The 14,129-nt window shown below is 40.5% G+C and carries 7 protein-coding genes; 5 read left to right on the top strand and 2 right to left on the bottom strand.

Annotated features, from left to right (window positions below):
* Positions 1 to 71: 71 nt before the first annotated feature.
* The 5 genes from DBR11_RS10335 to galB all read left to right on the top strand — a co-directional run bounded on the left by DBR11_RS10335 (position 72) and on the right by galB (position 11,594).
* Positions 72 to 2,924 (top strand): TIM-barrel domain-containing protein, encoded by a 2,853-nt coding sequence (locus DBR11_RS10335; protein ID WP_108552288.1) that lies wholly within the window; start codon positions 72 to 74, stop codon positions 2,922 to 2,924.
* A 76-nt stretch (positions 2,925 to 3,000) separates the two neighbouring features.
* The gene (locus DBR11_RS10330; protein ID WP_199233808.1) at positions 3,001 to 6,105 is read left to right on the top strand and encodes a TonB-dependent receptor; all 3,105 of its coding nucleotides are present in this window, start codon (positions 3,001 to 3,003) and stop codon (positions 6,103 to 6,105) included.
* 89 nt (positions 6,106 to 6,194) lie between these two features.
* Positions 6,195 to 7,718 (top strand): RagB/SusD family nutrient uptake outer membrane protein, encoded by a 1,524-nt coding sequence (locus tag DBR11_RS10325; RefSeq protein WP_233260715.1) that lies wholly within the window; start codon positions 6,195 to 6,197, stop codon positions 7,716 to 7,718.
* A 28-nt stretch (positions 7,719 to 7,746) separates the two neighbouring features.
* On the top strand, positions 7,747 to 9,159 hold the full coding sequence (locus DBR11_RS10320) for a hypothetical protein (protein WP_108552282.1): 1,413 nt from the start codon (positions 7,747 to 7,749) through the stop codon (positions 9,157 to 9,159).
* 11 nt (positions 9,160 to 9,170) lie between these two features.
* Positions 9,171 to 11,594, top strand: a complete 2,424-nt coding sequence (gene galB / locus DBR11_RS10315) for a beta-galactosidase GalB (protein ID WP_108552366.1) — start codon at positions 9,171 to 9,173, stop codon at positions 11,592 to 11,594.
* A 5-nt stretch (positions 11,595 to 11,599) separates the two neighbouring features.
* Here galB and DBR11_RS10310 read toward each other — a convergent pair whose 3' ends face one another.
* Both DBR11_RS10310 and DBR11_RS10305 read right to left on the bottom strand, forming a co-directional pair.
* Positions 11,600 to 13,300 (bottom strand): hypothetical protein, encoded by a 1,701-nt coding sequence (locus tag DBR11_RS10310; RefSeq protein WP_108552280.1) that lies wholly within the window; start codon positions 13,298 to 13,300, stop codon positions 11,600 to 11,602.
* 5 nt (positions 13,301 to 13,305) lie between these two features.
* A complete protein-coding gene (locus DBR11_RS10305) occupies positions 13,306 to 14,079 on the bottom strand; it encodes an ABC transporter ATP-binding protein (RefSeq protein WP_108552278.1) in 774 nt (257 codons plus the stop codon).
* Positions 14,080 to 14,129 lie beyond the last annotated feature (50 nt).

The raw sequence follows: 14,129 nt of genomic DNA, 5'->3' as shown, positions 1-14,129 counted from the left end.
GGATACCCTTGATTTCTATCCTTCCTGATAATTTAGCTGTCAATCAACCAATATAAACTGTAATTACTTCTATGCGCAAAATTAAGGTTATCTCCATGATCTTTATCTGTAATGTATGGCTGGTTCTACATGTCAATGGACAAGAAAAGGAAAACTATGTCAAAACAGATTCAGGAATTGAAGTCTCTGTTCTTCACTCTACATCAGGAATAAAAAAAATCCGTCTTCAACCAGTAACTGACCAGATTATTCATATAACAGCTGTTGGTAACGATGATTTTCCTAAAGCGGCGAGCCTGATGTCAATTAAATCAGCTGATATAACGGTCCAATTTTCGGTGGATGGAATTAAGGATCTGATTGTTCTAAAAACTAAAAAGCTGAATGTTGAAATTTCTGCTGAAACCGGAACACTGACCTATCGGGATAATGATGATAAACTTTTATTAGCACAGAGTAAATTAACGGATATTGCTTTGGTTCCCCGGCTTTTTAATGGAGAATCATCTTATCAGGTTTCGCAACTATTCGATATACAGGATAATGAGGCTTATTATGGACTAGGACAACACCAGCAGGGGATAGTCAATTATAGGGGAAGACGGGTAGATCTTTCTCAGTATAATACGGAAATAGGTGTTCCTTTTGTAGTTTCTAACAAAGGATACGGCCTGTTATGGGATAATTATTCCATTACCCGGGCTGGTGATGTAAGAGATTATCAGCCTTTGAATGCCTTGAGATTGTTTTCTAAAGACAACAATGAAGGATGGCTTACTGCAAGTTATGCAGAAAAAACATCACCAGAAAAGATCTTGTTTGTCCAACCTGTATCGGAAATTTCACTGAACTGGTTAACGGATCAACATAAGTTTCCAGATCGCATTAAAATGAAAGACGCAATAGTGACTTACGAAGGCGCTGTGGAAAGTGATTTGGATGGGACGTACCAATTACAATTGAAGTACGCGGGGTATATCAAAGTTTGGTTGGATGGTAAACTTGTTGCCGATTACTGGCGGCAGGCATGGAATTCCGGTTCAGCTATTCTTGATCTGGCGCTCCAGAAAAATAAAAAGATCGGTGTAAAGATGGAATGGATACCAGATGGGGGTGAGTCTTATTTAGGCTTAACCTGTTTACCACCGGCTCCGGAAGCCTTAAAGAATATTTTTGGATTACGTTCAGAATCTGGGTCAGCGGTTGATTACTATTTTATTTCAGGAGAAAATGCAGATCAGGTAATTTCCGGATACCGTACAGTAACCGGAAAAGCAGTTTTATTACCTAAATGGGCCATGGGATTTTGGCAAAGCAGAGAGCGCTATAAAACTCAAGACGATATCCTGTCTACCGTAAAAGCATTCCGTGACCGTAAAATTCCGCTAGACAATATTGTACTGGACTGGTCTTATTGGAAAGAGCCCGAATGGGGGAGCCAGCAGTTTGATCCGGCACGCTTTCCAACACCTGTAGAAATGATCAGATCCCTACACGAGCAACATGTTAACCTCATGATCTCGGTATGGCCTAAGTTTAATAAGGGTTTTGACATATATGATGACTTCGATAAGAATCGTTTCCTATATAAAAGGAACATTGCAGAAAGACGTCTGGATTGGATTGGGAGGGGGTATTCCAATACCTTTTACGATGCCTTTAACCCAAAGGCAAGAATATCCTTTTGGGATCTGGTGAATACAAGGTTATACCAGAAAGGGATAGATGCCTGGTGGATGGATGCGACGGAACCGGATATGCATTCCAACTTACCGGTGGAGGCTAGAAAAGAACTGATGACACCAACGTTTGAAGGCTCGCCAACAACCTATTTTAATGCCTTTCCTTTAGTCAATGCAAAAGGGATCTATGAAGGCCAGCGGAAAACAAATCCATTAAACAGAGTTTTTATTCTGACCCGCTCTGCCTATGCAGGTTTACAACGCTATGCATCCGTGGCATGGAGCGGCGATATTGCCTCAAGATGGGAGGACATGAAAAGCCAGATCGGTGCTGGTATTAATTTTTCTCTTTCGGGAATGCCCAACTGGACAATGGACATCGGCGGATTTTCGGTAGAAAAGCGTTATGAACAAGCCAAAGGTGCCGACCTGGAAGAGTGGAGGGAATTGAACACCCGGTGGTACCAGTTTGGTGCGTTTGTACCATTATTCAGGGTACATGGACAGTTTCCTTACAGGGAAATTTATAATATCGCACCAGAAGATCATCCGGCCTACAAAAGTATGTTGTATTACAATAAATTAAGATACAGATTGATGCCTTATATCTATTCTTTAGCTGGAAGTACTTACCATCAAGACTATACTATTATGCGTGGACTGATGATGGATTTTCCTAAAGATTTGAAGGCCATTAATTTGAATGACAGTTATCTGTTTGGACCTTCACTATTGATCAATCCGGTATATAAATATAAAGAACGTAAACGAACTGTTTATTTGCCTGAAGGACAGGGTTGGTATGATCTGTATACGGGTCAGTATTTTAAAGGAGGGCAGGATATACATGCGTTGGCATCTTATCAGAGAATGCCTGTTTATGTGAAAGAAGGAACCATACTTCCCACAGGGCCGGAATTACAATATACAACTGAAAAAGTACCTGATGCAATTACCCTATTTATTTATACTGGGAAAGATGCATCATTCTCTCTTTATGAAGATGAGGGAATAAATTACAACTACGAACAGGGTGCGTTCTCCAATATTGATTTTAATTATACAGAAAACAACAAGACACTAAGCCTAAGTGACAGGAGAGGGAATTTCAAAGGAATGATGTCTCACCGGGATTTTAGAATTATCGTGATTGGGCCAAAATCAGCAAAACCATTAGACTTTAATCAGAAAGCAGATTATAAGCTTTCTTACACAGGCAGGCGGATAACTATAAAGCTATAGTCCTGGCCATTTAAATAGCAATTATTTACAACCAAATATACTATGAATCAACTAATACTAAATTATTATGAACGGCATGGAAAAGAAATCTAGTTCTAAAAATGGGAATGTCTGGCTACTGATATTTTTCTTTCTGCTCGTATCCAGTCAGTCGGCATTTGCCCAGCAGCGTCAAATTTCTGGTAAAATAACAGGGGCAGCAGATGGTCAGCCTATTCCGGGAGCTGTGGTCAAAATAATGGGGAAGACAGCCGGTACAGGAAGCAATAATGCAGGCGTCTATGCGATCAGTGCACAGACTGGTGATGTTTTGCGGGTGAGTTCCGTAGGTTACATCACCAAAGAAGTCACAGTACAGCAGGGAAATGTACTCAATATAAGTTTAGCTTATGGGCAGCAAGACCTGGAAGAGGTCGTTGTAGTTGGTTATGGTGTGCAGCAGAAAAAACTGATCACTGGAGCGACAGTACAGATTAAAGGGGAAACATTACAAAAACAAAGTACAACCAATGCTTTGCAAGGTTTACAAGGGCAGAGTCCAGGGGTACAGATCACCTCCTCCTCAGGGCAGCCGGGTGAAGGAATGAAAGTCATCGTTCGCGGCTTGGGTACGATTGGAAATTCAGGGCCTCTTTATGTGGTCGATGGTGTGCTTACTGGTGATATCACTTATTTAAATTCAGCAGACATAGAATCTATTGATATTCTGAAAGATGCTGCCTCAGCAGCCATTTATGGTTCTCAGGCGGCAAATGGGGTAGTTCTGGTGACCACAAGACAAGGTAAACGGGGGCAATCGGCGCAACTTACCTTTGATGCTTATTTTGGTCTGCAAAATGTCGCTAACAAAGCACAATTGCTCAATTCATCGCAATATGCTTCTATCATGAACGAGGCCGCTATTAATAGTGGCAAACAGCCAATCTTTAGCAATGATCAAATCTCGGCATTGGGAAAAGGGACAAATTGGATAGACCAGATGTTTGTAAATAATGCACCGACACAAAATTATTCTATTGGTGCTTCTGGTGCTTCTGAAGCTTCTGTTTATTCCCTGGGTTTGTCATACACGGGGCAGGAAGGTATTGTTGGAGGAAAAAGCTTATCTAATTATCAACGTTACAGTTTCAGGATCAATTCCGAACATAATTTTTATAAAGATATCCTGAAAATAGGCCAGCATCTTACTTATACAGATATTAAAAATAATGGAATAGCGATCGGAAATCAATACAATAACAGCTTACGGGGAGCTTTTAATACCAGTCCATTCGTTTCTGTTTATGATGCAGGTGGTAATTTTTTTGATAATAGCAAATCTACGTGGAACAATGGAGAAGCCAATCCATATGCCTTGATGGTTTTGAATAATCAGAACCGCAGTAATAACCAAAGGGTACTTGGTGATATCTATCTCGTTTTGGAGCCTATTAAAAATCTAAAATTCAGATCGAGCTTGGGAATGGATTATAATGCTGGTGAAAGCCACTCTTTTACACCTATATATAACCTTTCTATTTATGCTTACAGCACAACAACTAAGGCCAGTCAATCTATGAATAAGGGTAAGTCTTTGATTTGGGATAATTTACTGAGTTATAAATTCAATATCAAAAATGACCATGCAATTGAAGTGATGGCGGGGAGTTCCGCCTACCAGGCAGATGGGACCAATATTTTTGGAAGCAATACCAATTTGATTTTTGATGATCTTGATCATGCCTGGTTAAGTAACGCCACGAACAAGAATATCGCAGGTATTACCATAGGTGGCAGGCCAAACGACGCAGACCGGAGAATGTCTTATTTTGGAAGGGCAAATTACAACTATAAAGAAAAATACCTGTTAAACGCGACCTTCAGAGCAGATGGCTCTTCCAGATTTGCTGCACAGAATAGATGGGGCTATTTCCCATCAGTGTCTGCCGGCTGGGTAGTAACCAACGAGAAGTTTCTTGAAAGTCAGAAAAGCTGGCTTGATTTTTTTAAACTTCGCGCCAGCTGGGGACAAGTAGGAAACCAGAATATTGCCGCTTTCCAATATCTGGCTCCAATTACCTTATCAAATACCAATTATATTTTTGGTCCTACCGAAGGTGTGCTTACTCCTGGAGCCTATCCAAGCCGGCTTAGCAACCCTAATTTGAAATGGGAAACTTCAGAACAAACAAACATAGGTTTTGATGCAAATCTGCTCAAAGGGAAATTTACCATAAACTTTGACTGGTATAACAAAACCACCAAGGATTGGCTAATTTCAGCACCGATCCTGGCTACAGCAGGAGCCGATGCCCCTTTTATTAATGGCGGTAATGTAAAAAATACAGGAGTCGAGCTGGCTTTAATCTATAAAAGTAACCTAGGCAGTTTTAACTATTCAGTAGGTGTTAATGGAGCTTACAACAAAAATAAGGTAGGTAATATTCCGACTGCAGATGGAATTGTACATGGTTTGGCCAACCAGCTGTTTGACAATTCGCTTGAATTTTACCGCGCGCAGAGTGGCTTTCCAATAGGTTATTTCTGGGGATTAAAAACGGCTGGTATTTTTCAGAATGAAGCTGAAGTTGTTAATTACAGGTCTGCCAGTGGTAGGCTTATCCAACCTTCGGCAGCACCGGGAGATGTAAAATATCAGGATTTGAATGGAGATGGAGTGATAGATAATCTGGATCGTACGATCATTGGTAAGCCTAATCCGGATTATACTTTTGGGATCACACTTTCAGGAGATTACCAAGGATTTGATTTTTCAATTGTAGCCTCTGGTGTTGCAGGAAATGACATTGTCCAGTCTTATAGAAATCAAGCTAGTCAATACTCAAACTATACCACAAGAATACTAGATAGATGGCATGGAGAAGGGAGTTCAAATACGATTCCCCGTGTAACTGATGACAATAGAAACTGGACAAATTTCTCTGATTTGTACATCCAGAAAGGAGATTATCTCCGGATCAGTAACATCACTGTTGGATACGATCTTGGTAGGGTGTTTAAGAAGAGTTACCTCAAACAAGTCAGGCTATATGCTGCGGCATTGAATGTCTGTACCTTCACAAAATATGACGGCATGGATCCCGAAATTGGTTATGGCTCTGAAGGGTTTTCATCAGGTGTTGATGTAGGATATTACCCAAGACCAAGAACATTTATGCTCGGTGCAAACCTTAGATTTTAATCCCTCTGATCTTAATCATTATGAAAGTTATAAAAATAGGTATAATCGCATTGCTCTTTTTGACATTGGGCGCATGCAAAAAAAGTTTTTTGGATACAGAGCCAATGACCACTGTAACCGACGAAAATTTCTATAGAACTCCAAAAGACGCATTTACGGCATTGGTTGGATGCTATGATGGATTACAAATTGTATGGTCGGATGGAATAGCGTTACCTGTTGCTGCCGAAGTCATGTCAGATAATACTTTTGGAGGTACAGGTAATTCAGATGGTTTCGGCTATCAGATGCTTGATGAATTTGATAAATCGCGTTCACCCTCAGATCAGAATCTGTTTGGTCGGAATTGGGTGCTCTATTATAAAGCTTTATACCGTTGTAATATGCTGATTAGTAAAATGGATCAGATTGAATGGGGCAGTGACACTCAGTTAAGAAAAACGTATGAGTCTGAGGCCCGTTATCTGCGCGCTTATTTGCTGTTTGATATGGTTAGATTATGGGGAAACATTCCATTATTAACGAAACCTTCTGCAGAAAATATCCCCCAAGCTAATCCAGACGAAGTTTATAAGGTCATTGCCGAAGATCTTAAATTTTCGGCCGGTAATATGCCTTCTACGCCCTATCCCAGTCAGCTACCTGCTAACCACGGCCGGGTAACCAAATATGCTGCAGAGGCCTTGTTGGGTAGGGTTTTCCTTTTTTATACGGGGTATTATACTAAATCTGATCTGGTTGGCGTAGTAACCAAGGCCCAGTCTCTTGCTTATCTTGAAGATGTGATTACACAGGGCGGATATGGTTTGATCGATGATTTTAACAATCTGTGGCCGGCAGCTTCACAGGCTGCCTATGCAGGTGAAGACAATAAGGAAATCATATTCGCCATCAAATACACTTATACAAGTGACTACAATGGCAACGTTGATGGGAATTACTGGATGGTGATGACTGGAATCCGGGAACAGTCATTCTTTCCTTATGGGAACGGATGGGGAGCAGAAACGGTAGATCCTAAATTATGGAATGCTTATGCAAATACAGATACCAGGAGGGTTGCCTCCATCATTTCTATTGTTGATGAGAAAATTCCGTTCACAAACCAAAGCAAGCAAAGAGAATATACCGGGTATTATGCTAAAAAATATAGCCCAATGATCGGGACAGATGGAAAACCATTACCAGAAGCAAATGGGAATCCAAATTTTCAGATTGGACAGTTTCAGGATTATGTATCCATCCGTTATGCTGATGTTTTACTGATGGCAGCTGAACTAGGTAGCCCAAATGCCCAGACTTATTTTAACCAGGTTAGGCAACGTGCCTATAAAGATGCTTTCACACCTTTGTCGATCAGCCAGGATAACCTAATGAATGAGCGCAGGCTGGAATTCGCCTTTGAAGGAATTCGTTACTATGACTTACTACGTCAGGGCATTGATAAAGCTGCTCAGCAGATCGCACAAAGTACAACTGTACTTAATGGAGGCCAAAGTACACAGAAAACGATTTCAGCGGCAAATATTATTGCAACGAAAGGGCTTCAACAAATCCCTTATACCGAGATCAATCTGTCTAATGGTACTCTAAAACAAAATCCAGGCTGGTAACCTGATCATCTTTTAATCTGAAGAGAAAATGAAACTATATAAAAGAATATTCGCAACAGCCCTGCTGCCTTTGTTATTTGCGGCCTGTAAAAAAGAGGAGCACAGTTTGGGCAGGGTATTGGACAAATCGGAGATTAAGTTTTCCGTTACACAGGATAAACAAGCAGATGCCGGCGGCAACACAGTCATTTTAAAGAATATGACACCAGGTACTTTACCGATGTGGGATTATGGAATTGGCAGTTCAACCAGAATGGTAGATACGGTTAAATTCGCATTTGCTGGTGATTATGTGATTAAACTTTCTGTCTCTACCGGTGGTATGGTCGTAAAAATGGACTCCGTCATCATAAAGGTAACTCAGGACAACTTAAATTATGTCAATGATCCATTATGGACGGCAATTTCCGGTGGTGTAGGAAAAGATAAGCAATGGGTTCTGGATACAGAAGGAAAGTACTTTTCCGGGCCTCTTTCATTCTATGGCGTAAATATAGGCTGGCTTAAAGAAGGCGGGCCTTGGGCCAGTGGAGCTTTTTCAACGGGTTGTTATGGCGGAGATTGCTGGACCTGGGGACCAGGCATCAGTGATATCTATCCCGGCATAATGGCAGCCGGCGATTACGGGGTAATGACATTTGGATTAAAAGGAACTGCAGCTTTTCAGGCGGTCAAACCCATGGAAGGTAATGTGACGCAAAACGGGACTTATTTTTTAAGTGTGAATTCTAAAACCCTCAGCATTAATAATGCTTCTATACTTCGCGGTTATAAACCAGCTAAAAATGGTCTGACAGGAATTAGCAACTGGAGCAATTATAAGATCCTTTCTTTGGATGAGAACACCATGCAACTGGGCGTTATCAGGGATAAAGATGTAGATGGAGAAGGTCCTGCAATGATCGTTTATAATTTTCTTTCGAAAACTTTTTCTGATCATTATGTACCACCTGTAACGGGGCCTGATGAGGGCTTTGATCCTACATTCAAATCTGGAGAATTACTTTCTATGATAACGGGTACTACTTCGGGCAGGCTATGGAAAATTGATGCCTCTGGTAATCCTATTGATTGGATTGCAAAAGGTAAAGGCTGGACCAAAACGAGTGACGATACCAGAGATTGGGGTTGGAACAATTCCTGGGATTTGATTGCCAAAAACTCCTGGATATTATTTAACCGAGTGGGTGGAATGAATTATACACGTAATCAAAATGGCGTAATGACTACCGGGACATTTACTATAAATGAGGCAACTAATGAAGTTACCCTAAACGGAGAATTGCTCCTGCAGAATCCAGGAAATTCTTTGAGCCCTGTTAAAAACACCTTTAAGGTGGTAAAGGTTTTCCCGGGTAAAGTAGAAAGTAAAGGTATTTGGTTTGGCACAGATTACAATGCCGCTAAAGACGAGTGGTTTTCTTTTCATTACATCCTGTAACAAACAACAAATTGAGAATATTTAAATTACTATTTCTGCTTATTGGTTTCTCTGGTATAGCCGTAAGTTTACCTGCGCAAGAATGCCCCAGAATTACGGAAGATTTTAATTCGGATTGGAAGTTTAACCTTGGGGAACAACAGAAAGCATATACTGTTGATTACATCGACAATAACTGGCGAGCGTTAAACCTCCCGCATGATTGGAGTATAGAAGGTACTTTTAGTAATGATCACCCCGCAACTGTAGGAGGTGGTGCATTACCTGGCGGAATAGGCTGGTACCGTAAAAAATTTACGGTACCTCGCAGTTCAAAAGGAAAATATATGGCGATAGACTTCGAAGGCGTGTATCGCAATAGTGAAGTTTGGATCAATGGACACTTTCTTGGAAAAAGACCAAACGGTTATATTTCTTTTCGCTACGAGCTTTCTCCCTTTTTGAATTACGGGGGCCAGAATATCATTGCAGTAAGGGTGGACAATTCTAAACAGCCAAATTCAAGGTGGTATAGTGGTTCGGGAATATACAGAAATGTAAAACTCCTTACTTTAAATCCTGTACATATTGACTATTGTGGAACCGTTGTAACTACACCTGATGTGGACAGTTTAAAAGCAACAATAAAACTTGAGGTGAATGTCAAGTCGCCAGTTAAACCTCCACAACAGGCCGTAATTGAAATCCGGATTTTTGATCATGAGCAGAGACTGGTGGGGAGTTATACTCAAACGGCTGGATTGAAGAAAAACACCAATGTGCATGCGGAAATAAAACTACTAAATCCCAGATTGTGGTCTGACACATCTCCCTACTTATATACTGTAAAAACCCAGGTTTTACTTAAAGGCAAAGTGATAGACAACTACGATACACCTTTAGGCATCAGAACATTCAGTTTTGATGCCAATCGGGGGTTCATATTAAACGGAAAAGTGTTAAAAATTCGTGGCGTATGTAACCACCATGATCTGGGTGCACTTGGAGCTGCTTTCAATCTACGTGCAGCTGAGCGACAACTGGAGATCTTAAAAGCGATGGGTTGTAATGGGATTAGGACTTCTCATAATCCACCTGCTCCAGGCTTGCTGGACTTATGCGATAAAATGGGGTTTATTGTAATGGACGAAGCATTTGACCTGTGGGCGAAAAAGAAAACTAATTTTGATTATCACCTGGATTGGGAAAAATGGCACAGAAAAGATCTGGAAGATCAAATTATCCGGGATCGCAATCACCCTTCTGTATTTATTTGGAGTATTGGAAACGAAATTCAGGAGCAATGGGGTACGGGAGCAGACACAACAGGACGCGTCATTGCCAGGGAATTGGCTAGGTTTGTCAGAAACCTGGATACCAGCCGTCCGGTTACCACAGCAAATAATGATGTGAACTTATACAATAACCTGATTCAGTCTGGCGCAATGGATTTGATTGGCTACAATTATAATTATGAGAAATGGAAAGATTTTCATAAAACCTATCCTGGCAAAAAATTAATTGCCACAGAAACGGTCTCTGCATTACAAACTCGCGGACACTATGACATGCCATTTGATAGTGTGAGAATCTGGCCAGTGGCTTGGGATAAACCATTATTAACAGGAAATCCGGACTTCAGTTGTTCCGCTTATGATAATTGCTATGCACCCTGGGGTTCCTCACATGAACAAACCTTAATGGCTTTTGAAAACAATCCGGCAGTTTCCGGAATGTTTGTATGGACCGGTTTTGACTATTTGGGAGAGCCAACCCCTTATGTGTGGCCGGCAAGAAGTTCCTATTTTGGAATTATTGATCTTGCTGGTTTCCCAAAGGACGTCTATTATTTGTACAAGAGTATCTGGACCAATACTCCGGTACTGCATGTCTTTCCGCATTGGAATTGGCATAAAGGACAACTTGTTGATATATTGGTTTATTATAATCAAGCAGATGAAGTAGAGCTTTATTTGAATGGCCGTTCTCTCGGAAAAAAAAACAAGCAAGGTCAGGACATGAAAATCGCCTGGAAAGTGAAATATGAACCTGGTATACTCAGGGCAGTATCGCGGAAAGATGGAAAAATTGTTCTGGAGCAAACCATAAAAACAGCAGGCAAGGCGGCCAAACTGCTGTTGGTTGCAGATCGTAATCAAATACACTCAGATGGAAAGGACTTATCTTTTGTTACAGTAAAGGTGACCGATATTGAAGGTAATGTTATTCCTGATGCCAACCAGGTAATCAGTTTTAAATTAGATGGAGATGCCTATATTGAGGGGCTTGATAATGGGAGTCCTACAAATCATGAATCATTCAAATCTAATGTTCATAGTGCATTTAACGGGTTGGTAATGGCTATTATAAAAGCAGGAAACACCTCATCAAAGCTAAAGCTGACGGCCAGCAGTAAAGGTTTGGAATCAGGTACTGTAGAAATTGTGACTAGGTAATAGCATTAAACCTCTTGGTATACCTGGATTTCCTGCCAACTTTGGGCCTTATACTTATTAAGCATCAGCCACAACACACCAGAATTGATGAACAGAAGTACCCATATCAGCCATTCCCATCGAGCGATAAAGTAGTGTATTCCGCCCATTCCAAACATAAGCATCATCAAAAACAGGTTGGTTGTAAACTTTCCAGCCTTGCTTTTATTACCCTCTGGTTCAGAGAAGGGAAGCCTGTTCGTGGTAAACAGGGCAAGCAGAATCCCAACGATGATCAAATTGCAAAAACCAAATAAAACATCATTAATTACACCCGGTCCCCATATACTTATACAAAATAAAGTTATCAATAAGATGAATGGACATAGAAACTTTAGTACGATGGCTTTATACATTCCTGAAAGGATTTCTCCGGGAGTACGGACAGGGGTTACATAATATACCCATGCAGCCTTATAACGGTCGCTGAAAATGACATTTTGCAATATGTTCAACAGAATTATCCCGGTCATATAGATCAGGATTACATATTTGCTTCCATTTCCAAGATGGTCCCACTTTTCTGACCAGGTCAAAGTATTCTTACCTGAAAAGACCATGAAAATGAAATAGGCGGGGATGAATGCAAATGACGGGTAAGCCTTCACTTTGAACTCTCTGTACCTGGAAGTCAGTAACCAGACAATTTTAAAACCAGCTTTCTCAATTGAAGAGCTGGTAAAGAAATTGGCCATATTTTCAAGCCTTAAATTTGTTCTTTTTATTTCTGTATGTGCTTTTGCTTCCTGTTTGTCACCTAGGCTGCCACTAATTTCAGCTAATTTATTATTGAAACCAGGGGCCAGATAACGGATCACTACCCTTATGCCAATAAGCGGACTTAAAATTGCCAAAACAGAAAACGGGAGGATGACTTCAGGTTGATACCGCCAATTGACAGCAAGCTCATGTAGGCCGGCAATCCAAGCAGAAGGCATCAAATAGATCGCTTTTATCTGTATCATGTTGATCTTTCCAATAGCGCTGATGTCCAAAACCCGGGGTATGGTATTATATGCAACAAAGATCAGCACAGCGAAGGCAATCTGGAAATAAGCAATGATGTCCTTGAACTTTCCGGGAGTGGTTACTTTAAGTACAATCAGATATATGATGTTCACAAATAAAATACTCAAGAGGGTGGCAGAGGAAATTTCAACCAGGAACATAAGTCCAGCTAACGCCCCATCAAAAATTAGTGTATAAATAAAGGCAGGTAAAGTAAGACCAAATACGAGTTTTGATATATGGATCGTAATGTGCAAGATGCGCGAAACCGTAAAAGTACGGTCACTTACTGGCCGGGGTAAAATGATGTAATTGTCTTTTGTATCTATAAGTACACTGGTAAAGTCTGAGATCAGTGTGAGTGTAAGCGAAACCATGATTAGGGTGAAATAGATGGTATGCCCCAACAAGGGTACCTTCAGGAAAGCCAATAACATGGTGTAAAATATGCCCATAATGAATGATATGACCAGGCTCATTGTATTCACCCCATTTACCGGCTTACTTGAATTTGTCTTTGCCTGGGTAAAGGTATTTGGACGTCTGACGTCCATGGTAAGCTTAATAGCAAGAATAATCTTTAGTTGGTTGGTGTCTATTCCCCATCTGTTCATCAATGGAGCGAACAACATAATGACTTTAATGATAAACTTGTTCATGAAATCTACTCAAAGACGTTTAAAAAGCTGGAAGCAGAATGCTCAGCATGTTCATTATTGGTAAGTTTCGAGAAGATTTTTTCAAGACTTTCTCCCTGGTTCTGCTGTAACTCATCGAAAGTCCCATTTGCGATGATCGTGCCATCGTTGATTAAAACAATTCTGTCGGACACCTTCTCTACAACGTCCATCATATGAGAACAATAGAATATCGTTTTCCCTTCTTTTGCCAATAATGAAATGACCTCTTTAACCAGGATAACAGCATTGGCATCAAGTCCGGATAAGGGCTCATCAAGAACAATGATCTGAGGATTATGAAGTAAACCAGATATCAGAAGAACCTTTTGTCGCATACCTTTTGAAAAAGTATCCATACGCTGGTCTTTATTCGCTTCCAGGTTAAAATAACGCAACATTTTTATGGACCTTTCTGTGATAACCACATTGTCCATTCCTTGTAGCTGACCTACAAAATCAAGGTACTCCATTGGGGTCAATACTTCGTAGATCTCTGCATTTTCAGGGACATAGCCAATAATCTTTTTAATTTCAAGTGGATCAGATCGCAGATCTATACCATTAATCGTTACGGTACCTTCAAAATCGGGTATAAGTCCGATAAGAATCTTGACTGTGGTAGATTTTCCGGCACCATTGGGCCCAATGTAACCAATGATCTGGCCAGGATAAATATCGAGATCAATGCCTTTCAGCACCTTTTTTGTACCATAATTTTTTACTAGATTCTTTATACTTACAATTGGAGCGTTATTCATACAGGAAAATTATCTACTATTATTATTACATCCGATTTAATATTATAAAC

The sequence above is a fragment of the Pedobacter sp. HMWF019 genome (assembly GCF_003061025.1).
GTDB lineage: Bacteria > Bacteroidota > Bacteroidia > Sphingobacteriales > Sphingobacteriaceae > Pedobacter.
This window is presented reverse-complemented; position numbering and strand designations above follow the sequence as displayed.

What these genes read in the sequence shown, in the direction of transcription:
- DBR11_RS10330 (WP_199233808.1), top strand. Translation starts at nt 3,001, where the DNA reads ATGGAAAAGAAATCTAGTTCTAAAAATGGGAATGTCTGGCTACTGATA.
- DBR11_RS10305 (WP_108552278.1), bottom strand. Translation starts at nt 14,079, where the DNA reads ATGAATAACGCTCCAATTGTAAGTATAAAGAATCTAGTAAAAAATTAT.
- DBR11_RS10310 (WP_108552280.1), bottom strand. Translation starts at nt 13,300, where the DNA reads ATGAACAAGTTTATCATTAAAGTCATTATGTTGTTCGCTCCATTGATG.
- DBR11_RS10320 (WP_108552282.1), top strand. Translation starts at nt 7,747, where the DNA reads ATGAAACTATATAAAAGAATATTCGCAACAGCCCTGCTGCCTTTGTTA.
- DBR11_RS10335 (WP_108552288.1), top strand. Translation starts at nt 72, where the DNA reads ATGCGCAAAATTAAGGTTATCTCCATGATCTTTATCTGTAATGTATGG.